Consider the following 23,593-nt stretch of genomic DNA (forward strand, 5'->3'; position numbering starts at 1 on the left):
CTACGATACCGGCCCTAGCGCGACCCTGGGGTCAGTGAACTAGGCTGGGGTCATGACAAGCGACTCACAGAATAAGGCCCTTACCGCAGGTATCGATTTGGCAGAGCTTGATCAGAGCGTACGCCCGCAAGACGATCTGTTTCGTCATGTGAACGGCAAGTGGATCGACCGAACCGAACTGCCTGACGACCGCGCTCGCTATGGCTCGTTTGCGGTGCTCGCCGAGAACGCCGAAGAGGCGGTGCGCGAGATCATCACCGGCACCACGGCTCCCGAGGCGGGAACGTGGGCGAAGACCGAGGCCGAGAAAGTTGCGGCCCTCTACGAAAGCTTCATGAACACCGACAAGCTTGATGAGCTCGGCGCCGAGCCCATTCGCGCAGACCTTGAGCGGGCGCTCACCGTCGCCACGGTTGACGAGTTCGTGAGCCTGCTCGCAGAGCTGGAGCACGGCGGCCTCGGCGGTTTCGTGGGCATGTACATTGACAACGACCCGGGTAACCCCGAGCGGTACATTCCGATGCTCATGCAGTCAGGCATCGGGCTGCCCGATGAGTCGTACTACCGCGAAGAGCAGTTCGCCGAGATTCGCGCCGCATACGTGGCCCACATCGAGCGCATGTTCGGGCTCGTTGGCGCCCCCTCGACCGCGACACTCGCCGAGCGCGTCATGCGGCTTGAGACCGAGATCGCCGCGACGCACTGGGACACGGTTGCGAGCAGGGATATTCAGAAGCTCTACAACCTGCGCAGCTTCGCCGAGCTCGAAGAGCTCACCCCCGGCTTCAGTTGGAAGGCATACCTCGAGGCGATGAACATCGACCCCGCCAAATTCGGTGAGGTTGTCGTCGGCATGCCAGACACGATTCAGTCAACGATCGCCCTGCTCACCGAAGAGCGGCTCTCAGACTGGCGCGCCTGGCTCGCGTGGCGCATCGTTGTTGGCCAGGCCTCGCTGCTGACGCCCGAGATTTCACGGGCCAACTTCGAGTTCTACGGCACGAAGCTCACGGGTACGCCCGAGCAGCGCGACCGCTGGAAGCGCGGCGTCTCGTTCGTCGAGGGTGCGATGGGTGAGGCGGTCGGCCGCCTCTACGTCGAGCGCCACTTCGACGAGCAGGCGAAGGTGACGATGGACGGGCTCGTTGACCACCTCATCGAGGCCTACCGCGACTCGATCGAGAAGCTCAGCTGGATGAGCGCCGACACGAAGACGCGTGCGCTCGAGAAGCTCGATAAGTTCACGCCGAAGATCGGCTACCCCGTGAAGTGGCGCGATTACTCGTCGCTCGAGGTTGATGCTGGTGACCTCATCGGCAACTCGCGCCGCGTCGCCGTGAACGACTTCGATCGTGAGCTCGGCAAACTCGGCAAGCCCATCGACCGCGATGAGTGGTTCATGGTGCCGCAAACGGTCAACGCCTACTACAACCCGGGCTTCAACGAGATCGTGTTCCCGGCGGCCATCTTGCAGCCACCGTTCTTCGACCAGCAGGCCGAGCCCGCCGCCAACTTCGGCGCGATCGGTGCCGTCATTGGCCACGAGATCGGTCACGGCTTCGACGACCAGGGCTCGCGTTACGACGGCGACGGTAAGCTCACCGACTGGTGGCACGAAGAAGACCGCGAGGCCTTCGAGAAGCTCACGGGCGCGCTCATCGAGCAGTACAACGCCCTCTCGCCCGCAGGCGCCGACGGCCAGAAGGTCAACGGTGAGCTCACGATTGGCGAGAACATCGGCGACCTCTCGGGCCTCGAGATCGCATGGAAGGCGTACCAGCGTTCGCTCGACGGCGCCGAGCCTCCCGTGATTGACGGACTCACGGGTGCCGAGCGCTTCTTCCTCGCCTGGGCTCAGGCCTGGCAGCAGAAGTCACGCCCCGAAGAGACGGTGCGTCTGCTCACGATTGACCCGCACTCGCCCAACGAGTTTCGCTGCAACCAGATCGTCAAGAACCTCGACGCCTTCCACGAGGCCTATGGCACGAAGCCGGGCGATGAGCTGTGGATGGACAAGGCGGATCGCGTCTCGATCTGGTAGCTCCCGGGGCCCGGCCGCGCTGAGGCGTCGGCCGGTGCCGCGGAATAGTTGCCGACCGACAACGGTTGTACTCGAGTGTGACTGACTTTCGATACGCAACCGTCGTCGTGATCGGCGCGGGCCAGGCAGGGCTCTCTGCCGGTTTTCACCTGCAGCGGGCGGGCTTTGTGAGCGCGCTCGACGGCGCGGGCGCGGCAGACACCCGCAGCTTCGTCATGCTCGACGCGAACCCCGCGGCGGGCGGCGCGTGGCAGCACCGCTGGGAGAGTCTCAGGGTGCGCACCCTGAACGCCATCTTCGATCTGCCACGCATGAGCAAGCCTGACATGAACCCCGACGAGCCGAGCAGTACCGCCGTCTCGCGCTACTTCGCCGAGTTCGAGGCGGCGAACGAGCTGCCCATCGAACGCCCCGTACGGGTGAGCGAGGTGCGCCGCGCGGGCGCAGAGGCCGGGACCGCAGAAGCCGGAACCTCGGGCGGCGGTTACGTGGTCGAGACCGACGCCGGCACCTGGCACGCCGAGTACCTCATCAACGCGACCGGCACGTGGAACAATCCCGTGCAGCCCGACTACCCCGGCGCTGACACCTTTCTCGGCGTGCAGCAGCACACGCGCGACTACGTGCGGCTTGAAGACTTTGCGGGGCTGCGCACGGCCGTCGTTGGCGCAGGAATCTCGGCGCTGCAGCAGCTCGAGGAGATCTCGCGCGTGACCGATGCGCTCTGGTACACCCGCAGGCCACCGGAGTGGATGGACACCGAGTTCGACACCCAGGCCGGCCGCGAGGTGATTCAGCGCGTGACCGCCGACGTCGAGGCGGGAAGGGTCACGGGCAGCGTCGTCTCGTACACGGGGCTCCCGGCGAACGCCCCGTACGTTCGGGCGGCCAAGGCGCGAGGCGTGCTCAAGCGGCGCCCCATGTTCGTGGCGATCGAGCCCCACGGGGTGCGCGAGGCCGACGGCACGTTCACGAGCCTCGACGCGATCGTGTGGGCCACGGGGTTCAAGGGCGACCTCGCGCACCTTGAGGGTCTTGGGCTTCGCACGAGTGCCGGCGGCATCACGATGCGCGGGACCGAGGTGCTCGGGGAGCCGGCGCTGCACCTCATTGGCTTCGGCCCCTCGCAGTCGACTGTGGGGGCCAACCGTGCTGGCCGCGACGCCGTTCGCGCGATCGAGCGACAGCTCGCCGGGCCCTCACCGGCAACTATTGCCTGATTTCAGACGGGTTTTCGAGCCAATCACCCCTTAAGCCGGTGTTTTTCAGGCAAAGGTTGGCGGGCGGGGTTGAAACGAAGCGGGGCGGATCAGGGCGAGCCTCGAGTGCTCGCCTGATCCGCCCCGCTGGGGTTTGCCGTGCTTCAGCTCAGGCTAGCCCTCGTAATCGGGAAACTCGGTGACGGCGTCGACGATGCCGTTCACGAAGCTCTTGTAGGTGAGGGCAAAGCCGAAGCGCTCTGCGAGGTTGCCGTCGATCCACGTGCCTCGCTCAACCGCGGGAACGCGGGCGAGAAGCGGATCAAGCTCGGCGTCAACATCGGCCTTGTATACGAACACGATGTCGGCATCGCCGAGCGCGCTCACGGCGCTCTCGTAGCTCAGCATGTGGCCGTGATTCTGCTCGTTGCGTGGGGCCTCTCGAATCTGTTCGTTGTCGAGAATGTCGAGGCCGAGGGCGGGCAGCACGACGCGGTAAATCGAGTCTTCAGTAATGACCGTGAAGTTATCGACCGGGGCGTGAATGACCGTCGCGGTCTTGCCCTCGGTGTAGTCGCCGATCTGCTTCTTGGCCGCGGCAACGGTCGCCTCGTAGTCGGCAATCGCGTCTTCAGCCTTGTCGGCGCGATCGAGCATGGTGAGCTGGTCGGTCATGGCCTTGAAGGGGTTTTCGGCCGAGGCGCCCTCGACGTCGATGCCGTCGTTGACCGCGAGCACGGGGGCGATCTCGTCGAGCTTGAAGTCTTCGCCCTCGTAGTAGTTCCACCAGCCGACGCCCACGACGATGAGGTCGGGCTTGTACGATGCGATCTCTTCGCGGTTGAGGTCGAACGCGGTGTTCTTGAGGTGCGCGACATCGTCGTCGATGAGCGGCGAGAGGGGGCTATCGGTTCCGTAGGCGGTCGCGACGAGCGGGTAGTCGGCGAGCAGCGCCATCTCGAGGCCGCTGCGGCTGTCGAGCACGACGACGCGCTCGGGGTTCGCCGGCAGGGTCGCCTCGTAGCCCTCGTACGAGAAATCGATGGTTTCGCTGCTGCTTGCGTCGCCCTTGGGCTTCGTGTCGGCATCGGCGGGGCCGCTTGCGCAACCGGTTACGAGGCCGAGCGCGAGCGCTGCTGCGACCCAGACCGTCAGGCGGCCGAGGCGGCGGGGCGCCCCGCTCGTGGGCAGGGTGGAGTGGTGAGAAGCCATGTCATTCCTTGAAACGTAGTAACGGCCCGAGAAGCCGGGCCACGGTGAGGGGTGAGGCGCTCCGGCCCCACCCCTTCAACGCTAGGCACGGGGCGGTGCGAGAGGCAGACTCGCCGCTTCGCGTTTCAGACTTTACGGGTGCCGCTGCGGTCGCGGCCGAGCGGCACGACGGTGGGGGTGCCCGTGACGGGGTCGGGCACGACGCGGCAGGCGAGGCCGAAGACCTCTTCGACGAGCACCTCGGTCACTATCTCATCGGGGGTGCCCTCTGCGACGATACGCCCGTCTTTCATCGCGATGAGGTGGGTCGCGTAGCGAGCCGCCTGGTTGAGGTCGTGCAGCACGGCGACGAGGGTGTTGCCCGCGAGGTGCAGGTCGGTGAAGAGCTCGAGCAGCTCGATCTGGTGTGCGATATCGAGAAACGTCGTTGGCTCGTCGAGCAGAAGCAGCGGTGTCTCTTGCGCGAGCACCATCGCGACCCAGACGCGCTGCCGCTGACCGCCCGAGAGCTCGTCGACGAGCCTGGTCGAGAGGTCGGTCACCCCGGTCGCGTGCATGGCCTCGAGCACGGCCTGCTCGTCGGCGTCGCTCCACTGCCTGATGATGCCCTGGTGCGGGTAGCGGCCGCGCGCGATGAGGTCGGCGACCGTGATGCCGTCGGGTGCGAGCGAGGTTTGCGGCAGCAGCCCGAGGCGCTTCGCGACCTCTTTGGCCCGGTACGAGGTGATGACCTTGCCGTCGAGCAACACCTCACCCTGAGACGGGCGGATCAGCCGCGAGAGTGCCCTGAGCAGCGTCGACTTGCCGCACGCGTTTGGCCCCACGATGACCGTGAACGAGTTGTCAGGAATCGAGACCGAGAGGTGCTCAGAAATCGTCTTGTGGTCGTAGCCGATGGTGGCATCGCGAACCTGCAGCATGCTGCTGTCAGGTGTCGCGGTTACCGCTTGGGAGTGCTGGGTCATGAGGTTCTTTCGGGTGGTGTGCGGGTGGTCAGAGTCGTTTTTTCGATTCGTGAATGAGAAGCCAAATGAGGTAGCCGCCGCCGACCACGACCGTGACGGTGCCGACGGGCAGCATCGCGGGAAGGGCGTGCAGGGCGACGAAGTCTGAGGCCGAGAGCAGGGCAGCGCCCATGAGCGCCGAGGCCCCGACCGAGACGCCCGCGGTGCCGGCCACTCGGCGAGCGATCTGGGGTGCGGCGAGGGCGATGAACGCGATGGGGCCTGCGGCTGCGGTCACGACGGCGATGAGCCCCACCGAGACGAGCATCAAGACGAGCCTGGTCGGTTCGACGCGCACGCCGACCGCCTTGGCCGCGTCGTCGCCGAGCTCGAGCTGCCTGAGCGGCCGAGACAGCGCGAGCGTGACAACGAGCAGCACCACGACGAGCACGCTCGCGACGCCGGTCTGCTGCCAGGTCATGCCGTTGAGCGAGCCAGCGCCCCACACTGCGGCGACGAGCGCGGTCTCAAGGTCGGCCTTGAGGGTGAGCCAGGTGTTGAGCGACGAGAGCATGGCCGAAATGGCGATGCCGACGATGATGAGCCTGAAGCCCTGCACGCCGCCCTTGAACGCGAGCAGGTACACGACGGCCGCGGTCGCCATGCCGCCAGCGAGCGCACCGGCCGCGACATCAAGGTAGGTGCCGCCAAACACGATGATGACGATGAGGGCGCCCGTGTAGGCCCCTGCCGAGAAGCCGAGAATGTCGGGGCTCGCGAGCGGGTTACGGGTGAGCGACTGGAATACGGCGCCGCTCGCCCCGAGGGCCGCACCGAAGGCGATGGCCGAGACCGCTCGCGGCATGCGCCACTCGAACACGACGGTTCGATCGAAGCCGCTCGAGTCAACGAAGAGGGCTCGCCACACTTCCTGAAGGGTGAGCGGGTATTCGCCGTTCACCAGGCTCAGGATGCCAATGCCGATACACACGACAACGAGCACGAGCCCGATGATGAGCGCGCGCACGTCAACGCGCATCCAGATGCCCCGCACGTGCACGCGACGAACGGTGCGGCCAAAATCAATCTTCGATGGCAGCTGCGGCTGCCCGAGTGCCCCGCTCATAGCCCGCTCGCCTTTCTGCGACGAATGAGCACGATGAGCACCGGAGCGCCGACGAAGGCGGTGACGATGCCAACGGGCACCTCGGCCGGGCGCATGATGAGCCGGCCAACGATGTCGGCGACGAGCAGTAGCATCGGCGCGAGCACGAGCGTGTAGGCGAGAATCCAGCGCTGGTCTGGCCCGACGATCCACCTCGCGACGTGCGGAACCATGAGCCCAACAAAGCCGATGGGGCCCGCGATCGCTGTCGCCCCGCCCGCGAGCAGCGTGACGGCAATGATGACGATGATGCGGGTGCGCAGCACGTTTGCGCCGAGCGCCGCCGCGAGATCTTCGCCGAGCGCGATCGCGTTGAGCGGCCTCGCCGCGAGAAACGCGAGCACGAGACCGAGCGCGAGAAATGGCAGGACCGGCCACACGATGTCTAGGCTGCGGCCCACGACCGTGCCGGCGCCCCAGTTGCGCATCTTGTCGAAGGCCTGCGGATCGAGCAGCGTCATCGCGCTCGTGAGCCCGCTCAGCGCGGCTCCGAGGGCCACGCCAGCGAGCACGAGCCTCAGCGGATCGGCTCCGCCGCGGCCCGCGCTGCCGATCGCGTAGACCGCAATGGTGACGATGAGCGCGCCGGCGAACGCGAACCACAGGTACTGCGAGACCGACGAGACGCCGAAGGCGCCGACGCCCACTGCGACGGCGAAGGCCGCGCCGGAGTTCACGCCCAGAATGCCGGGGTCAGCGAGCGGGTTTCTCGTCAGCGCCTGAATGAGGGCACCCGCGATGCCGAGCGCCGCACCGACGATGATCGCGACGACCGTGCGTGGAATGCGCAGATCGTGCACGACATAGTGCTCTTCGATATCGGCGGGGGCGGTGATGGCCTGCCACACCGTCGCGAAGGGAATGTCCCGAGAGCCGATCATGATGCTCAGGGCGGCGATGGCGAGCAGGGCGCAGGCAAGCGCGAGAAGGACGAGGAATCGGGTGGTGTTGCTGCCCGCAAGGCCGGTGCGGGGCGGCTCTTTCGGTCGCGGTTTCGGCCGCGAGGCAACTGAGGGGGCGTGTGACATGCTCGGGTTCTTACTCCAGGTGTGCCGGTTTCGAAGGGCGCGTCAGAGGGCGCACCACAGACACGAGGCTACGGAGGTTATGGCGGGGCGGGCAGACACGGTGTTGTGCGTTTCAGACAGGGGCTGAGAAGGTTTCGGCAAGTTCGCCAGGGGTGCACCCCACGGTTTTGCGAAAGGCGGTCACGAAGGAGCTGGTGGTGCTGTACCCGACGCGGCGGGCGACCGTCTTCACACTCGCGCCCTCGGCAAGCTCGCCCAGGGCAGCGCGCATACGCACGAGCCTGCGCCACTGCACGAAACTCATGGCGATATCGGCGGTAAAAATGCGGGTGAGGGTGCGCGACGTGATGTTGAGAAGCGCTGCCCACTGTTCAAGCGAGCGGTCGTCGGCGGGGTCGCTGAGCACCTGCTCGACGAGGCGAGAAAGGCGCCAATCTTGGGGAATCGGCAGGTCGAGCTGCACCGTTTCGGTAACCTCGAGCATGTCGATGCAGACCTGCTGTGCCCTGATGCGCTGGTCGATGGTCATGCGTGCGCGCTTAATGTGAATGAGCAGCTCGCGCACCGCTGGCACAACGCGTACGGCGACGGGCTCGCTCCACGCTCCGGGCCAGCCGGAAGGGTCAAAGTAGGTTGCGCGTACGTCGGTATTGTCGCGCGTCTTGCCCTCGTGCTCGAAGCCCGCAGGGATCCACAGGCCAACCCCCGGCGTCACCGTCCACTGCTTGCCGCCCGCGTGCATGGTGACCACTCCGCGATCTGACCAGAGGAGTTCGTGCTCGGCGTGACGGTGTTTTGGCCACTCGATCGCCGCGTCGGGCTCGTATACGCCGGTGGTCAGCAAGAAGGGTGGGTTGACGTAGCGCTCGTCGGTGGGTGTGACGCGCGTGTGGGTAGGGACGAGGGGATGCGGGCCGCTTGGCCGCTGCTGGGCTGGGCGGGGTTCGCGAAGGGCGAGAAGGGTCATCATCACCTCGATCGATAGGGCGGGCCTCACGAGTAAGGCTATCCTTATCTTAGTCAGATGAATGCGACGAAGCTGAAAAGTGCTCCCCCGTCTGTGAGACAGTTGGTGACCACTTGTTTGGTCCGACCAAAAATGTCGATCGTTTCACAGAGCGTTTGGGCCTCGCGCTTCTCGAATTGCGTTCTAGTATGCGCCGTGCAAGACTATCTGCTTGGCAGGCGGCACTGAGGCCACTTTTATCTTGCTCTCTGGGGGTGCAACACCCCCTCAATACGCGTTTGGGTGCGTATTGAGCGCCGCGCTGCATTCAACAAGCATCGGTTCATTGAAGTACTCACGCCTGCCCACAACTGAATGATATTGGGTAGGGGATTATCAAAGTGAAGTTTGGAAACCGTATTATGCGGCGGGTTGTTGCGACCCTCGGCATACTAGGAATCGTTGGGGCCGCGGTTACTACTGCTCCCGGCGTAGCCGTGGCAGCGGGCAACACCGAAGGCATTGTCGTGAGCGACCTCACGATCGAGATGGAAGGCGACGGCCAGTTGATGGTCGGCGACAAGCTCTATCTTTCGGGCACGTGGGATGCCTCAGCGATCACCCCGAAGGCTGGTGACAGCTTCACCATCGGGCTTCCAGCTCAACTGAAGACGCTCGACCTGAAGCATTTCCCACTGAACGGCCCGAGCGAAGGCAGTAGCAAGCCAGTCGTGTGGGGCGAGTGCACCGTAGACGGCGCAGCTCAGCTCGTCACCTGCGTGCTCACCGACGAGGTCGAAACCGGCTCGTTTGATGTCATGGGCACCTTCGAGTTCGAGGTTGAAGCCGTGCAAACGACCGAGGCCAAAGAACTTGTTTTTGACCTCAACGGCACGCAAACTCCCGTGGTTCTGCCCGGTGACGGCGGCATTCACGAGGTCGAACGCCCCGAGGTCTCCTGGGGTAAGTCAGGCATGATGAATGACAACCGCTGGTCAGTTGACTGGCAAATCGTCTTGCCCGGTCAGGACCTGCAGGGCAACGACACTGTGACGATTGACGAGAAGCTCAGCGCAAACCACCAACTGTGCACCCCCGTCGACGTGAGGCTCGTACAGCAGCGTGACGGCCGCACCGTCGCCGAGCTCCCCGGGTCTATCGAGCACATCGAGGGCGCCAACGATCAGACGTTCTCGTACCGTCTCACCGCTCCCGCTGGTGGATGGGATCCGCAGTCGAGCTACCTCATTACCTACTCGACCTGTACCCCGGATGGCGCTATTGACCCCAAGGGAACCGAGTACACCAACGAGGCGACCGTCAGCATTTACGGCGAAGGCTCTGGTGTTATCGGTGTTACCCAGGATTGGGACTACACCGATGGCATTGATAAGTGGGGCTACGTTCGTGAGGGCAAAGACCGTAACGACAAGATTGACTGGACGGTTCGGGTTGACGGCAACCTGCTCGCCGATAAAGCACCCTTTACCTTCACAGACTCGCTCTCAGGCGCACATGAGCTCTGCAGCAACACGGTGAGCGGCATTCGCGTCTTTGAGCAGTATGGCCCGAGCGGTAAAAAGCGCACCGAGATTACCGATGAACTGGTCATCACGAGCCAGGCTGAAGACGCAACGAGCTTCGAAGCCGAGATCGCGCTGAAGCAGGGCTCAGACTTTGCGTTCAAGAAGACGCCATACCTGTACTTCGTGACGTACCAGACTTGCGGCACCACCGACGGCCTTCCCGCTGAGGCAACGAAGCTTGATAATACGGCGTCTGTCGCTGGCACCGTGGTCACCGGTAAAGCCAAGGTCCAGGAACGGAAAAACGAGAAGACCGGTAAAATCAACGACACACCTGTCACGATCGACGGCGTCGAGTTGCTCCCGCAGACCACGATCAACTGGGACATCACGGTTCCCGGCGAGAAGCTCGAGAGCATCGATAGCGACCTCGTTGTGACCGACACCCTGAGCGAGTCGCAGGCCGTGTGCCTCGCCGATGACGTTGACCTCGCGAAGCGCTTGAACCTCAAGGTCACCGCGAAAGACCAGATCAAAGATGGCGGTCTCGCCGATGTTGATCTCACCGACTCGGTGAAGGCTTCGCTCGACGGTAACACCATGACGCTCACCGTGCCACGCCCTCAGCTGCCACTTCCTGACGGAAACGTCGCGAATGGCTTCAGCAAGGAATACCAGTACCTCTTTCACTACACCACGTGTACCGCGAGCGGTGGTCTCGATGAGCGTGGCACCGAGTACGGGAACGCCGCGAAGGTCGCCGGGAACGAGTACACCTCTTCGGTCACTCAGACAACCCGCGGCAGCGGCACCGGCCAGGGCGTAGCCCGTGGCAGCGTCTCGATCACGAAGTCACTCGCAAGCACCCCTGGCGCAGCCATGGTGCCGAGCGATGCGACCTTTACGGTGCACGCGAAAGAGATCAACCCGAAGGGCGATGTCGCGAACGAGTACAACCTCACGCTGCCCATCGATGGCTCTGCCGTGAGCGGCCTGAACCCGCGCGGCAAGGGCTGGAAGATCGAGCTCTCAGAGGTCAACATGCCCTCGTACCCCGGCGTGGTCTTTGCCGCACCGAAGTTCGTTGAAGCCACCGGTGTGACCGTCACTGACGAGGGCACGAAGGCCGTCGTCGAGTTGACCCCAGCATCGAACATCTCGGTCGAGCTCGTGAACACCGCTGAGCTCGGTCAGATCACGGTTGAGAAAGCCGTCGATGGCGGGGCCGCTGGCCTCGTGAACGACGCGCAGACCTACGAGGTCACCGCCAAGATCGATACGTCGGCGCTCGGCAAAGACTTCCCGGCGCAGGCTGACCGTACGCTCGAGCTCGTCGCGGGCACTCCGGTGACCATCGCCGATCTGCCGATTGGCTCGGTCGTGACCTTTGAAGAAGCAGTGCCAGCCGACAGTGATCTATTGACCTGGGCGGCTGACCCCACGATTGATCCGCAAAGCATTGAGGTGACCGCTCAGCACGTGACCGAACCGGCCAAGGTTTCGATCACGAACAACGTCGAGCGCACGGTTGGCACCTTCTCGCTCTCGAAGACCGTGACGGGCGACCAGGCTCAGAACCCTGCTGTGCCCGCCGAGGTTACGGTGACCGCAGTCTGGTCGCAGGACGGGGCTGACCACGAGAAGACGCTGCAGCTGCCAACCGATGGCACCGCGGTCGCGCTTGATGAGCAGTTGCTCATCGGCACCGAGGTCACGCTCACCGAGACTCCGCTCGTTGATGGCGAGAGCATCGCTTGGGGCGCACCGACCTGGTCGGGCACCGGCGTAGCGGTCGATGGCGCATCGGCCAAGGTGACGGTTACCCGTGACGCCGCTGCTCACGTCGCACTTGAGAACCACGCGGCCACCTCGACCGCTGGCCTCAGCATCGTCAAGGGCATCGCCGGTGAGGCTGCGACCGAGGTTGCACCCGAAACCGAGTTCCCGATTACCGCGACGTGGGTCGACGCCGCCGGCGACACCCAGTCGAAAGAGCTCATGATCAACGCGGTCACCCCGACCGAGCTTGGTGAAGAGCTGCCAGCTGGCACCGTCGTGACGATTCGCGAGGGCGATCAGCCAGCATTTGACACCGTCATCTGGGGCGAGATTGTCATCTCGGGAACCGACGTGGTTGACGCCGGCGACGGCTCAGCGACCGTGACCGTCTCGAAGCAGCAGAGCGATTCGACGCTCGTGACCGTCGTCAACGAGGCAACCTGGGCTCCGGGAACCTTCGGTGTCGCGAAGACCGTCACCGGTATCGCTCCTGACCACGCCGACGTTCCTGAAACGGTTACCGTGCAGGCAACCTGGTTTGACGACCAGCTTGATGAGTGGATCTCAGAGATCACCCTGCCGACCGATGGCACGAACGTTGCGCTGGGTCTTGACCTGCCGCACGGCACGGTCGTGACGCTCACCGAGGTCATGCCCGAGAACACCGACCGACTCACCTGGGCGGCACCGGTGTGGGGCGGCGACGTCACGGTGAACGCCGAGGGCAACGCCGTTGTCGTCGTGCAGGCCGCCGGGAACGCAGAGGTCTCGCTCACCAACACCGCGACCCCGCTGCTCGGATCGGTCTCGATCACGAAGCAGCTCGAGGGCTCGGGCGCCGATGCGGTTGCTGATACCGTCGCTTTCCCCGTCACCGCAACGTGGGTTGACATCATGGGTGAAGAGCAGGTGCGCGACCTCGAGGTCGTGAACGGCAAGACCACCGTGATCGACGGCGTCTCGCTCGGAACGGTTGTCACGCTCGTTGAGGGTGAGACCGAACTCGCAAGCGACCTTCACTGGAAGGGTGGCGTGTGGTCGAGTGAGCAAGGCGAGAGTGAACTCGTTGCTGGTGAAGCCGCCGAGGCAACGGTTCTCGTGACCGGTGAAGCCGGTGCGAACGCTGATCTCACGCTCACCAACACGATCGAGCAGGACGACCCCGTCGTGACCGACGAGAAGATCGCCATGACCGGTTCGGCGTTGAACGTCGCAGGCATCGTGCTTGCCGCGCTTGCTGCGATGGGAGCTGGCTTCTGGCTGATGCGTCGAAAGGCTCAGCGAAGCGACGTATAAGTCGTACCCGCTGGGTGAGGTCGCTGCGGTGATCTTGCCCAGCGCACGAGTGGCCGTGATCCACCTCGCAAGAGGGAGGGTCACGGCCACTCGTGCGCTGGCTGATGCTTAGATGTAGTGGTACTGCAGCGCGCGCACAACCAGCTGTGCGAGGTTGCTCGCGTGGAGCTTTTCGCGCAGGTGCTTGACGTGGGTCTGCACGGTCCATGCCGAGACGTGCTGCTGCATTGCGATCTCAGCGTAGGTGAAGCCCTGTGTGACGAGAAGGAGCGTGTCGAGCTCGGCCCGTGTCAGTTCAGGATTTTTCACCGGGGCGTCTGGCAGGCGATCGCCGCTAATGACGATGTCTTGCGCGAGCGTTTTGAGCCACCGCGGGTCGTCAGAGGTGACGGCACTCACGACGACCGAGCGGAGCGCCTCTTCTTCGGTGGTCTTGCGCACCACCGCGACGGCCCCTGCCTCGAGGGCTCGCCCGAGCCCCGGCCCTGGAGCGATGGTCGTGAGCACGACGATGCGGGCCTCTGGGGTGGTTTCGCGAATGCGGTAGATCGTTTCGATGCCGCTGATACCCGGGCCCAGGTTGATGTCCATGAGCGTGATGTCTGGCTGGAGCTCATTGTGGAGCGTTACGGCGTGCTCGCCCGAGTGGGCGATCGCCACCGAGCTGGCTTCACGGAAGGCCAGCTGCAAGCCCCTCGTCGTCCAGTGATCGTCGTCAACGATCAAGATCGAGAGCTCGTCGAGTGTCGGCACATACTTCAGCATTACAGGCAGTACTTTCGGTACTTCGCGACGTCGGTGATGCGCCACACGATGCACTGCGACGGCTTGGCCCTAAGCGTCGGGTCGGTGGCGAGCACGCCGGCTGCACTCGCGAGAACCGCTTCCTGCGGCGCTTTAGGCAGCGGAGCCGCCTCGGCCGAGGTGAGCGGCGACCCCGAGAGGGGCAGCACAAGCAATGCCAGCGACATCAAGATCTTCATAGTGGTATCTCATCACACTGCTGAGCCGTCGGCCATACCCGATTCAAGCGATGTTGGGCGTTTCGCGGTGACGGGAATGCGCACGGTCACGGTAAAGAGACGGTCGGTACTCGACGCTTCGCAGGTGCCCCCGAACTCCTGTGCCCGTCGCGCGAGGCTCTGCGGTTGCGCGTCGCTCCTGGCCGCCACAGGGTTTGATGCGATCGCCTCGACGAAAGTGCCCTGCTTGCTCCGAACCTCGCTGAGCGAAATGGAACAGCCGATGCGCTCGCTCGAGTGCTTCACAATGTTCGTAACGAGCTCGCGTGCGACGAAGAGAAGCTGCCGGTCGGTTGCGGCACTGTACCGGGGCAGCGAGCCCGCGACCGTGAGGTCGATCGCGTACCCTCCGGCCTTGGCCGAAGCGATCATTGAGTCGAGCGCCTCTTCGAGGCTGAGCGTCGTGTGCTCTTGCGTTGAGAGGCCGAGCGCGCCCTCGCGAAGCCCGAGCAGTAGTGAGCGCAGCTCGAGCTGGCTCTGCTCGTTGATCGCGCTGAGCTCGTTGAGCATGCTCGCGACCTCGGGGTCGGTATTTTCGTGGGCGATCACGCGAATCGCCGCAGACTGCGTGGCGAGACTGTGCGAGACGGTGTCGTGCGTGTCGATGATGAACGCGAGCCTGAGTCGCTGCAGTTCTTGTTCGTGTGCGATTGCGAGTCGCTCACGCTCGTGAATCGCGAGGTTGATGCGGTTTTCGAGAAAGTAGGCTGAGGCCCCGAGTATCCAGGCGGCACCCGTGACGAGGGCGAGCTCAGCGACGGGGGTTGCGAGACTCGCTTGTGTGAATTCCTCGCCAATTGAGAGGCCAAAGAACAGGCCCGTGTAGAGGAGCGCTGGCCACGGGCGACCGTGAGCCACGAGCACCGTGATGGGCAGCAGAATGGCGAGCTGGAAGGGGTTGATGAGGTCGGGGTAGAGCAGCATGTGGGCCGCATACAAGCCGAGCGCGACCGCGGTCACGCTGACCGGGAAGAACGGGGCCACCGCGAGCAGCACAGCCGAGAGGTAGAAGAGAATGAGTGCCGCGGGCTCGGTGCTCTCGGGGGTGCCGAAGAGGTCGATGATGAAGAAGAGCAGCGCGAAGGCCCTCAGGGGAATATCGACGATACGACTGCCGAGCAGCGCGCGCATGATTCGCCCAGAAGTACCCTGATCGTTCATCGCTGCACTTCTGATACGCCCCGGGCCGAGCGAGAACGTGCTCGGTTGGGGCAGGCCCGTTTTGCCTGACGCCACGTTTCTCCCTGCACATCTGTAATTCTGGCCAATATGGACAGTGTACAGCGGCGCTTCACTCCTGGCGGTGCGACGCTGCGGCGAGCAAGATCACCGAAACGAGTGATTCGCGGGACAGCCGTCGCGGCTTAGCATGAGTGAAACTGACAAGAGGAGTCATGATGCGATGGCAGTCACCGTGAGCTGACGGAACGCCTCGGCATTTGGCTTCTTGAGACGCTGAATAGACAGAAAGGTGGGGTCTCGTTTCATGAACGCAGCCGTTACACAGTACGTTCTTGTGTTACTGGGACTCTTCACGCTCGCGCTCATCGCCGTCAAGGTGATGGATCTCGAGAGCACTTCACCCTGGCGTCTCGCTCCGTACCTTGCCGCGCTCGCGGCGGTTGTGCTCTACTCGGCGTTCATGTTTGTGCGCAGTCGCAAGGCCCAGCGGGCACGCCGCGATCGGGTGATGAGCGACGCGGGGCTCTGAGCCCCTTGACGCTCTGACTCCGTAAGGGTTTCTGCGAGGTGCGGCGTTAAGCGACGCGGGCGTGCTCGGGGCACGAAGCGTCGAGGTGCTTCTCGCACACGACGAACCGCGTGCGGCACGAGCGATCGGTGCAGTTGGCGACGGTCTTCGACGGGGTGCCACACTCCTGGCACGCGCCAATGACGGCAGCGCCGGGCGCAAAATCCAACGTCTCCCGCCCGTCAAACACGGCGAGCGATCCCTCCCAGAGACCGTCGTTGCCAAAGGCTTCGCCGTAGCGAACGATGCCGCCGTCGATCTGGTACACCTCTGAGAAGCCGCGCTCGGCCATCGCTGCCGAGAGAATTTCGCAGCGGATCCCTCCGGTGCAATACGTCACGACCGGGCGATCTTTAATGTCGTCGTACACGCCACTTTCAATCTCGGCAATGAAGTCGTGCGTCGTGCGCACGCCGGGCACGATCGCACCCTTGAACTTGCCGATTTCGGCCTCCCACGCATTGCGGCCGTCGAAGAAGACGACATCATCGCCACGGGCCTCGACGAGATCGTTGACGGCCTGGGGCGTCAGTCGCGATCCGCCGCCAACGACGCCACGCTCGTCAACGACGGTCTCTGCGGGAATGCCGAAGGCGACGAGCTCGTCGCGCACCTTGACGCTGAGCTTCGGGAAGTCGCTCGAGGTCAACCACGGAACACTGCGATCGACGCCCTTAAAGATGTCGGGCTCTGGCTCTGCAAAGCCCGTGCCGTCGCTCCACTTGACGTCGATGCCTGCGAAGGCCGGGTGCTCCTGCGTTTTGCGGAGGTAGATTTTGCAGGCATCGAGCTCGCCGCCAACGGTTCCATTGATGCCGTGGCGCGAGATGATGATGCGGCCTCGGAGCCCGAGCCGCTCGCAGAGCTCGCGTTGCCACAGGCGCATCGCCTCAGGGTCAGCCACGGGGGCAAACGCGTAGTACAGCAGAATCTTTGAGTGGGCCATGGTGCACATTTTACGCTACCTGCTCTGCGAGTGGCGTGTCAGCTGCTCGCGCTATGGTGAGGGACCAAGGGGCGGTGCCGCCCCGATCGACGAGTGTAAGGAGAAGCGATGACTTTTGACCCGAAAGCACACGGCCTCATTAACCCCTATGCCCTCATGCGGGCAGTACCGAGTTTTACGCTCACAAGCACCGATATTCAGCACGGTGAGCCCCTGCCCAAAGAGACGTACGGCGCCTTCGGCAATGCGTCGCCTCAGCTGAGCTGGGCCGACTTTCCCGCCGAGACGAAGAGCTTTGCGGTGACCTGTTACGACCCCGATGCGCCCACGGGCTCCGGCTTTTGGCACTGGGCGGTTGCGAACATTCCCGCTGCGACGACCTCGCTGCCGAGCGGGGCAGGGGCGCCCGACAGCACCCTGCTTCCTGAGGGGGCCATTACCTTGCCGAACGAGATGCGTGAGCCCGCATTCACGGGTGCCGCGCCTCCAGAGGGCACGGGTGTGCACCACTACTGGTTCGCGGTGCACGCGCTGTCGGTGCCGCACATCGACATTGATCCGCAGGCGACCCCCGCGGCTCTGGGCTTCACAATGCGTGATGTGACGCTGGCTCGCGCGGTCATCGTTGCCACCGGCGAGTACCAGGGCGAGTAGCGCCCGGCCTGCATGAAACCCAAAGCTCCCTTTCAGGGTGTTACCGCGGTTTCACGAGGCCCGCGAAATACAGTGGAACCATGCAGGTGACAGAATCAGCGATGCTCTGCCTCGAATCTTGGCGAGGCAGAGTTATCGCTGCGCGCCAGAAGGCGGGTGGCGGCGCACCCAAGACACTCTTGAGCGGAGTCAGGGACGACCCGGGCGCCTTCGACTTCGTACGCGACATCTTCGACTATGTTGAGCTGCCGCAGGATGCCTTCGCGGCGGCGCTGGGCCTGCACGAGCTCTCGCAAGAGACCCCAGAGTCGCTGCCCGCGAGGCTGCGGCTTGCGCTGCGGGTGGGCGGCATCGCCTCGTTCGGGTTGCCGTGGGGCGTGCTGCCGGTGGTGAAGAAGCGCTTTCACGCGCACCTCGACGAGATCCTGGTCGCGAGTGAGCTTCCTGAACTGCCCGAGTCGCCAGAGCTGCTCGAGCTTTCTGCACTGAACGTCGAGCCCGATGCGCCGCTGAAGACGCCTGCGGGCCTCAAGGGGCTCCCGGCAAACGCCGACCTTGAGCTGCACGGCGCCCCGGTCGTTGGCCCCGAGGGTGTGCTGCGAGAGGTCGAGCGGCTGAGGGCTCTCGTGCGCCTCGAGGGCGTGAAACGCCTGAGCGTTTCGCCAGCGCGGTTCGTGCCCGGCAGCACCGAGTGGCAGCTTGATGAGTTGCCCGCTGCGCTCAGTGACGCGCTGCACGAGCTCCTTGCCGACTGCGACCGCCACGGCGTCGCGGTCACCTTTGTGGCCCGAAGCTATGCTGAAGCCCTCGCGATGCCCGCCATTGTGCGCGCCGTGCACCTTGACGCGCGCTGCGCAACCCCGCTCATCGGGGTCGAGGTACTCGCCGAACTGCCCGAGAGCATTGGCATCATTCGCGAGCTCGTAGAGGTGGCTGAAGCGACGAGGCCCCTCGAGGTGAGGCTCACGACGCGAAGCATTGCGCGAGAGGCGACGATTGACTCGCTTGAGCGCGGCCTCGCGGTTCCCGTCATGACCGAGCCAGAGGCGCGCGACGCCGCATGGCTTCGCGCGGTTGACGAACTCTTGGCGTCTGTGGGTGACGAGGCGCTGCTGCCCGTGGTGGCGAGCGAAGATGCCGTGCTGCTTGCGGTCGCGCAGGTGCGCACCCAGCAGCGCCGGGCCGGCTCGAACCTGCAGGTCGCCCTGTACCGGGGGAGGACCCCTGAGCTCGAAGCCGTGCTGCAGGCAAGCGGAGCCAACGTGCAGATCATGACCCCGCTGGTCGCCCCCGCCGAGTTCGCGCACGTGCTGCCCGAGGTGCTTGAAACGCTCTCGCTCGTCGCCTCAGACCATTCGCCGCTTGCACTGACCGAACGGGTGTGGAACGAAGCGGGCCAGGGAGTCTCGCCCGACGTGCGGCAACGCATCGTACAGTTGCACGAACGCGCTCTCGACGAAGCACCAGCAAGCCACCGCTTGCAAGACCGGTCTCGCGAGTGGGAGCCGAGCGAGCGCGATTCGCCGCTCATGTATCGCCCACCCGCCGACGCGCATCGCTTCGACACCGGCGGCCTCACCGCCCAGGTCATGCAGCTACACCGCGACGCAGGTGCGCGCCCACGGGTGCACACCGACGCGCCTCAGCGGGTTCCGCTTACCTCTGACACCGGGTTCGCGTGCGAGCCAGACACCGATGTGGCCCAGAAACGCAACCGCAGCTGGGTGCTTGCCCAGGCTGCACGTGGCAGGCACAGCGAGATCGGCGTTGCGGCAGCTGAAGCGGCCGAAACCGGGGCGTGGGCCCTTGACGCGGTGATCGAGCGCGCCGCAAAGGCCGGGGCGCTCTGGGCCGCGTGGGCCCACACCGATCGCGCGACAACGGTGAGGCGCGGATCGCTCGCCCTCGTCGCGGCGAGAGATCGTCTCATCGAAGTGCTCGTCGCTGAGCGCGGCAGCCCGCTGCCCGAGATCGACGGCGAGATCGGTTATGCGATCGACAGCGCCAGGTATCTCGCGAGTCGAGCGGAGGGGCTGCGCACCGTTCGCGGGGCCACCTTCGCGCCCCAACCGCTCTCGCTCATCGCTGCCGACGAGCACACCTCATTCGGTGAGCTCGCAGAGATGGTCTTTGCGGTGCTGAGCGCCGGTTCTGGCGTCGTGATCGCGGCCCACCCGACGCTCGCGAGAACAGCGAGCGTGCTGCTTGAAGAGCTCGGCCACGCGGGACTTCCCGAGGCGACGGCGACGCTCATGACGCCGGGGTCCGGTGAGAGCTTTGACGAGTTCGTGCTGCGGGTCACCGAGCGGGCCGAGTTCGTGCAGGGCATGTACGTCGTTTCTGCCGAACTCGCCAGAGCGGTTCAACGCCGCGCGCCTTCGCTGCGCCGCGATATTCGTGCGCGCTCGCAGGCGACCGTTATGGTGACGCAGAGCGCCGACTCTCTCGCCGCAGTGCCAACCATCGTGCGCTCAGCGCTCGCCGGTGCGGGCGGCCATCACCGCTCGGCGCGTGCCATCGTGCTCGTGGGAACGCTTGCCCGTTCAGACGCGTTTCTCGACACGCTTTCCGACGCCGTGAACGCGGTGGTCGTCGGGCACAGCGCAACAGCAGATGCCTCGGCAACGACGATCACGATGGGCCCCTTGCCGGCCCCGCCGACCCCAGCGGGTCTGAGGGCGCTCACGACACTCGAGCAGGGTGAGAGCTGGCTCGTGCAACCGCGGCAGCTCGATGACGAGGGGCGGCTCTGGTCGCCAGGCGTGCGGGTGGGTGTGCGCCCAGATGCCGACTTCTGGGGCGACTCAGTGGGAGTTCCCGTGATCGGCGTCGTGCGCGCGGTGAGCCTGCACGATGCGCTCGTGAAGCAGGGCGAAATCGGCGGCAGGTCGACAGCGGCACTCTGGTCACTCGACGGCGAAGAGATCGTTTCTTGGCTCGAGAGCACCAAGGCTGCGGCGCTCGCCGTCAACCGCGGCACGACGGGCGCGCGGGTCGAGCGTTTTCCCTCTGGCGAGTGGCACAATGCGCAGAGCACCTGGCAGCCTCTCGCGGGCGGCCCCCACCGGCTGATTCCACTCGGCGAGTGGTCGCTGCGCCGCGGCACGCAGAGCGACACCCTGCACCTGCGCGGCCTCGACCCCGTCGTGCAGCACGTCATTGAGACGGTGCAGCCGCTCTTGAGTTACACCCAGTTCGACGTGCTCAGGCGAGCCGCGTTGGCTGACGAGCTTGCCTGGCGCACGCAGTTCGGTACGGCGCATGACGCGTCTGGTCTCTCGACCGAGCACAACCTGCTGCGCTACCGAAGAGTCGCCGTGCACCTGCGGCTTGCGTCGACCGGCGATGTCGGCGCGCTCATTAGGCTGCTCATCGCGGGCCTGCTCAGCTCGTCGGCCCTCACGGTCTCGTCTGGCCTCACCCTGCCGAAGGAGCTCGTCGCGCTGCTCGAGCTGCACCAGATCTCGTACGTCTATGAGGGCGATGAGACGTGGATCGAGCGCGCGAGCCTCGAGGGCTCCGCCGTTTCTGGCGCTGGCGAGGTTCCCGCGGCCCGTATTCGCCTCATCGGCGGTGAGGCAACTCGCGTGACCGAGTGGCTGAGCTCTCGGGACGATGTGAGCGTGTGGGCGAGGCCGGTCACGATGGCCGGACCCATCGAACTGCTCGGGTTCGTGAAGGAGCAGGCCGTCTCGATCGAGCGCACCCGACACGGTTTTCAGGCGCCCATCGACGAACTTGAGGAGTGGCTCGACGAGCTCAAGGGGCAGTGATCCGCCCCTCCTTTGCCCAGGCTCTCGGCTAATTTTGGTCGCAACCTCGGCGAATCGCCCCGCGAGGAATTGCAGAAGCGCCGCAAGAGCAGGTATGATCATTGCTTGGTTGTGTTGTCGCAATCAATGGCGGATTGCCCGAGCGGCCAAAGGGATCTGACTGTAAATCAGACGCGTAAGCTTCGCGTGTTCGAATCACGCATCCGCCACCAGCAACACCCGGTCGAGATTATCTCGGCCGGGTGTTTTTGTGTTTCAGGGGTCTGCGCCCCCGAGCTCGTTGGTGCTCCCACCCTCGTTGATTTTGCCGAGTGAGCATGCGTTCGCCGAGAGAGCATGGCGATTGCGTGATTCTCATGCTCACTCGGCGAAGCGATGGTCACTCGGTGTCCGGTGTCCGGTGTCCGGCGTCCGGCACCTGGACCCGGGGCGCGTGGACCGTTAGCGCAGCGCGTGTCAGAGGTGCGGGGTAGCATGGGCTCACACCGTACGACACCACACGAGGGAGTGTGAGCAAGACATGAGTTCTGAGCACGTTTCGACCTACCCGCAAACGCCTCACGGCGGGGTGCTCGTTGACCAGACCATCGCGGCAGCCGATCGTGCCGCGTATACCGAGCGGGCTCGGGGGCTGGCAACGATCCGCGTTGATCTTGAGGCGATCATCACGATCGAGATGATCGCAACCGGGGTGCTGTCGCCCAATAAGGGCTTCATGAACGAAGCCGATTACCTTTCGGTGCTCGAGAACGGCAGGCTCGCAAACGGAGTGGTGTGGCCCGTGCCGTTGAGCTTCGCGCCGATTGGCAAGACGAACGCCACGATCATCGAGGGGCTCACCGAGGGCGACGAGATCTGCCTTTCTGATGAACAGGGCGAGCCCGTCGCGATCCTCGCGATCGAAGACATCTTTGCGTACGACCGGGAGCATCGGGCGCAGCAGCTCTTCGGCACCACCGACCGCAACCACCCGGGGGTCGACTCGATCTACCGGCGCATGGGCGAGACGGCGCTCGGCGGCACGCTCACCCTCATCAACCGTGTCGACTGGGGCCCATTTGAGCGTCTGCGACAAGAACCGAAAGACACGTGGAAGCTGTTTTACGAAGAGAAGGGCTTCAATTCGGTTGCCGGCTTCATCACGGGTGCGAACCCGCTGCACCGCGGGCACGAGTACATTCACCGCAATGCGCTCGAAGAGGTCGACGGCATTTTCTTGCAGCCCCTCGTTGAGATGGCCAAGCGCGAGTACGTGCGTCACGAGTACCGCATTCGCGGGTATCAGAACGTCATGGAACAGTACTACCCGATGGATCGCTCGATTCTCTCGCCCCTGCGCGTCACCTACATCTTTGCTGGGCCCCGAGAAGCGATTCTGCACGCGCTCATCATGAAGAACTACGGTTGCACGCACGCGCTCATTGGCCGCGACCACGCGGGTATCGGCGACTACTACGACAAATACGCTGCCCACTCGGTGTTCGACGAATACACGAAGGAAGAGCTCGGCATCGACATCAGGCTCTTTCACGAGGTCTTCTATGATGCCCGTGCCGCGACCCACGCGACCGACCGCACGAGCGGCACCGACGACGTACGGTACCGGCTCAATATCTCGGGAACCGGCATTCGAGAACTCTTGCGGTACGGCTTCATGCCACCCAAAGAGATTGTGCGACCCGAGTCGGCACTCGCAGCGTTTCAGGGCATTCAACCCAAGGGGGTCGATGCCGAGGGCGTCGCCGTGAACCCGCCAGGCAAAGTCATCAAGAGCATGTTCCCGTACTACCTCGAGTACACGAGGCTCGGGGGCCCGAAGCGTGCCGAACCGCTCAAGCCCGAAGACCTCACGGTCGATGACCTCGCGCTCGTCATGCGTGATGTGCGCGAACACACGGGGCTCATCTACGAAGACGTCTACGACGAATACCGCGGGGTGCTCGATCACAACCGCGGCCTTGCCCCGCTCTGGCGAGAAGAAGCGAGAGACCAGTTCAGGGCAAAACAGGAGAAGCTCATCGGCGAGCTCGAGGCGAAGCTTGCCCAGGCGGTCGACAAGGCCTCTGACGAGTTCATGTACCAGGACCGTGAAGAGGTCGAGCGAGAACTCACCGCAGCGAAGGCGCTGCTGGCTGAGATGCCCGGCAACCTGACGCCCGAGTCGCTCGAGGGGCGCACGTGGAATACGATGCCCTATCAGCGTTACCGTGGGGCTGACGAAGAATAAACGTTATCCCGGTGCGGCGCGAGCCGGTGGTATTGGGCCGCGCCGGGACAATGCTGGCCGCTGAAGCAGATGCTTGTTACGGTAC

The 23,593-nt window shown here is 64.5% G+C and carries 16 protein-coding genes and 1 tRNA gene; 8 read left to right on the plus strand and 9 right to left on the minus strand.

Annotation, left to right across the window (positions count from 1 at the left end):
• Positions 1-52: 52 nt before the first annotated feature.
• Together JSO19_RS08025 and JSO19_RS08030 are read left to right on the plus strand one after the other, a co-directional pair.
• The gene (locus JSO19_RS08025) at positions 53-2,041 is read left to right on the plus strand and encodes a M13 family metallopeptidase (protein WP_270910907.1); all 1,989 of its coding nucleotides are present in this window, start codon (positions 53-55) and stop codon (positions 2,039-2,041) included.
• A 77-nt stretch (positions 2,042-2,118) separates the two neighbouring features.
• A complete protein-coding gene (locus JSO19_RS08030; RefSeq protein WP_270910908.1) occupies positions 2,119-3,261 on the plus strand; it encodes a flavin-containing monooxygenase in 1,143 nt (380 codons plus the stop codon).
• A gap of 153 nt (positions 3,262-3,414) precedes the next feature.
• Here JSO19_RS08030 and JSO19_RS08035 read toward each other — a convergent pair whose 3' ends face one another.
• The 5 genes from JSO19_RS08035 to JSO19_RS08055 form a co-directional block, all read right to left on the minus strand.
• On the minus strand, positions 3,415-4,452 hold the full coding sequence (locus tag JSO19_RS08035) for an ABC transporter substrate-binding protein (protein ID WP_270910909.1): 1,038 nt from the start codon (positions 4,450-4,452) through the stop codon (positions 3,415-3,417).
• Positions 4,453-4,577: 125 nt separating this feature from the next.
• Positions 4,578-5,372: an ABC transporter ATP-binding protein gene (locus JSO19_RS08040; RefSeq protein WP_270912121.1), complete on the minus strand. Its 795-nt coding sequence runs from the start codon at positions 5,370-5,372 to the stop codon at positions 4,578-4,580.
• A gap of 73 nt (positions 5,373-5,445) precedes the next feature.
• Positions 5,446-6,522, minus strand: a complete 1,077-nt coding sequence (locus JSO19_RS08045) for a FecCD family ABC transporter permease (RefSeq protein ID WP_270910910.1) — start codon at positions 6,520-6,522, stop codon at positions 5,446-5,448.
• A complete protein-coding gene (locus JSO19_RS08050; RefSeq protein ID WP_270910911.1) occupies positions 6,519-7,589 on the minus strand; it encodes a FecCD family ABC transporter permease in 1,071 nt (356 codons plus the stop codon). The genes JSO19_RS08045 and JSO19_RS08050 overlap by 4 nt, the downstream gene beginning before the upstream one ends.
• Positions 7,590-7,701: 112 nt before the next feature.
• Entirely contained in the window at positions 7,702-8,586 is an 885-nt protein-coding gene (locus tag JSO19_RS08055; RefSeq protein ID WP_270910912.1) for a helix-turn-helix domain-containing protein, read from the minus strand.
• Between the two features lie 350 nt (positions 8,587-8,936).
• Between JSO19_RS08055 and JSO19_RS08060 the strand changes: the two genes are divergently transcribed.
• Positions 8,937-13,136 (plus strand): DUF5979 domain-containing protein, encoded by a 4,200-nt coding sequence (locus JSO19_RS08060; RefSeq protein WP_270910913.1) that lies wholly within the window; start codon positions 8,937-8,939, stop codon positions 13,134-13,136.
• Positions 13,137-13,244: 108 nt separating this feature from the next.
• Here the strand turns inward: JSO19_RS08060 and JSO19_RS08065 are convergent, their stop codons facing one another.
• From JSO19_RS08065 to JSO19_RS08075, 3 genes are read right to left on the minus strand one after another with little or no spacing between them, the layout of a single operon-like run.
• Positions 13,245-13,901, minus strand: a complete 657-nt coding sequence (locus tag JSO19_RS08065) for a response regulator (protein ID WP_270910914.1) — start codon at positions 13,899-13,901, stop codon at positions 13,245-13,247.
• Entirely contained in the window at positions 13,901-14,119 is a 219-nt protein-coding gene (locus JSO19_RS08070; RefSeq protein ID WP_270910915.1) for a hypothetical protein, read from the minus strand. Before JSO19_RS08070 ends, JSO19_RS08065 begins: the two co-directional genes overlap by 1 nt.
• Before the next feature lie 12 nt (positions 14,120-14,131).
• Positions 14,132-15,319, minus strand: coding sequence for a sensor histidine kinase (locus tag JSO19_RS08075; RefSeq protein WP_270910916.1), 1,188 nt, complete (start codon positions 15,317-15,319; stop codon positions 14,132-14,134).
• A 325-nt stretch (positions 15,320-15,644) separates the two neighbouring features.
• Here JSO19_RS08075 and JSO19_RS08080 point away from each other — a divergent pair, with 325 nt between their 5' ends.
• Complete coding sequence (locus JSO19_RS08080) at positions 15,645-15,869, plus strand: hypothetical protein (RefSeq protein WP_270910917.1); 225 nt, start codon at positions 15,645-15,647, stop codon at positions 15,867-15,869.
• Positions 15,870-15,915: 46 nt separating this feature from the next.
• Here the strand turns inward: JSO19_RS08080 and JSO19_RS08085 are convergent, their stop codons facing one another.
• On the minus strand, positions 15,916-16,854 hold the full coding sequence (locus tag JSO19_RS08085; RefSeq protein WP_270910918.1) for a tRNA uridine(34) hydroxylase: 939 nt from the start codon (positions 16,852-16,854) through the stop codon (positions 15,916-15,918).
• A gap of 108 nt (positions 16,855-16,962) precedes the next feature.
• Here JSO19_RS08085 and JSO19_RS08090 point away from each other — a divergent pair, with 108 nt between their 5' ends.
• The 4 genes from JSO19_RS08090 (at position 16,963) to JSO19_RS08105 (ending at position 23,508) form a co-directional block, all read left to right on the plus strand.
• A complete protein-coding gene (locus tag JSO19_RS08090; protein ID WP_270910919.1) occupies positions 16,963-17,508 on the plus strand; it encodes a YbhB/YbcL family Raf kinase inhibitor-like protein in 546 nt (181 codons plus the stop codon).
• Between the two features lie 80 nt (positions 17,509-17,588).
• Positions 17,589-21,281 (plus strand): aldehyde dehydrogenase family protein, encoded by a 3,693-nt coding sequence (locus tag JSO19_RS08095; RefSeq protein ID WP_270910920.1) that lies wholly within the window; start codon positions 17,589-17,591, stop codon positions 21,279-21,281.
• A gap of 128 nt (positions 21,282-21,409) precedes the next feature.
• A tRNA-Tyr gene (locus JSO19_RS08100) sits at positions 21,410-21,493 on the plus strand.
• Between the two features lie 308 nt (positions 21,494-21,801).
• On the plus strand, positions 21,802-23,508 hold the full coding sequence (locus tag JSO19_RS08105; protein ID WP_270910921.1) for a hypothetical protein: 1,707 nt from the start codon (positions 21,802-21,804) through the stop codon (positions 23,506-23,508).
• Positions 23,509-23,593: the final 85 nt, after the last annotated feature.

This window comes from Leucobacter sp. UCMA 4100, from assembly GCF_027853335.1.
Taxonomy (GTDB): domain Bacteria; phylum Actinomycetota; class Actinomycetes; order Actinomycetales; family Microbacteriaceae; genus Leucobacter_A.

Coding starts and splice junctions, on each gene's coding strand:
- JSO19_RS08045 (WP_270910910.1), bottom strand. CDS start 6,522: ATGAGCGGGGCACTCGGGCAGCCGCAGCTGCCATCGAAGATTGATTTT.
- JSO19_RS08070 (WP_270910915.1), bottom strand. CDS start 14,119: ATGAAGATCTTGATGTCGCTGGCATTGCTTGTGCTGCCCCTCTCGGGG.
- JSO19_RS08090 (WP_270910919.1), top strand. CDS start 16,963: ATGACTTTTGACCCGAAAGCACACGGCCTCATTAACCCCTATGCCCTC.
- JSO19_RS08075 (WP_270910916.1), bottom strand. CDS start 15,319: ATGAACGATCAGGGTACTTCTGGGCGAATCATGCGCGCGCTGCTCGGC.
- JSO19_RS08095 (WP_270910920.1), top strand. CDS start 17,589: ATGCAGGTGACAGAATCAGCGATGCTCTGCCTCGAATCTTGGCGAGGC.
- JSO19_RS08085 (WP_270910918.1), bottom strand. CDS start 16,854: ATGGCCCACTCAAAGATTCTGCTGTACTACGCGTTTGCCCCCGTGGCT.
- JSO19_RS08040 (WP_270912121.1), bottom strand. CDS start 5,372: ATGCTGCAGGTTCGCGATGCCACCATCGGCTACGACCACAAGACGATT.
- JSO19_RS08105 (WP_270910921.1), top strand. CDS start 21,802: ATGAGTTCTGAGCACGTTTCGACCTACCCGCAAACGCCTCACGGCGGG.
- JSO19_RS08050 (WP_270910911.1), bottom strand. CDS start 7,589: ATGTCACACGCCCCCTCAGTTGCCTCGCGGCCGAAACCGCGACCGAAA.
- JSO19_RS08080 (WP_270910917.1), top strand. CDS start 15,645: ATGAACGCAGCCGTTACACAGTACGTTCTTGTGTTACTGGGACTCTTC.
- JSO19_RS08025 (WP_270910907.1), top strand. CDS start 53: ATGACAAGCGACTCACAGAATAAGGCCCTTACCGCAGGTATCGATTTG.
- JSO19_RS08035 (WP_270910909.1), bottom strand. CDS start 4,452: ATGGCTTCTCACCACTCCACCCTGCCCACGAGCGGGGCGCCCCGCCGC.
- JSO19_RS08065 (WP_270910914.1), bottom strand. CDS start 13,901: ATGCTGAAGTATGTGCCGACACTCGACGAGCTCTCGATCTTGATCGTT.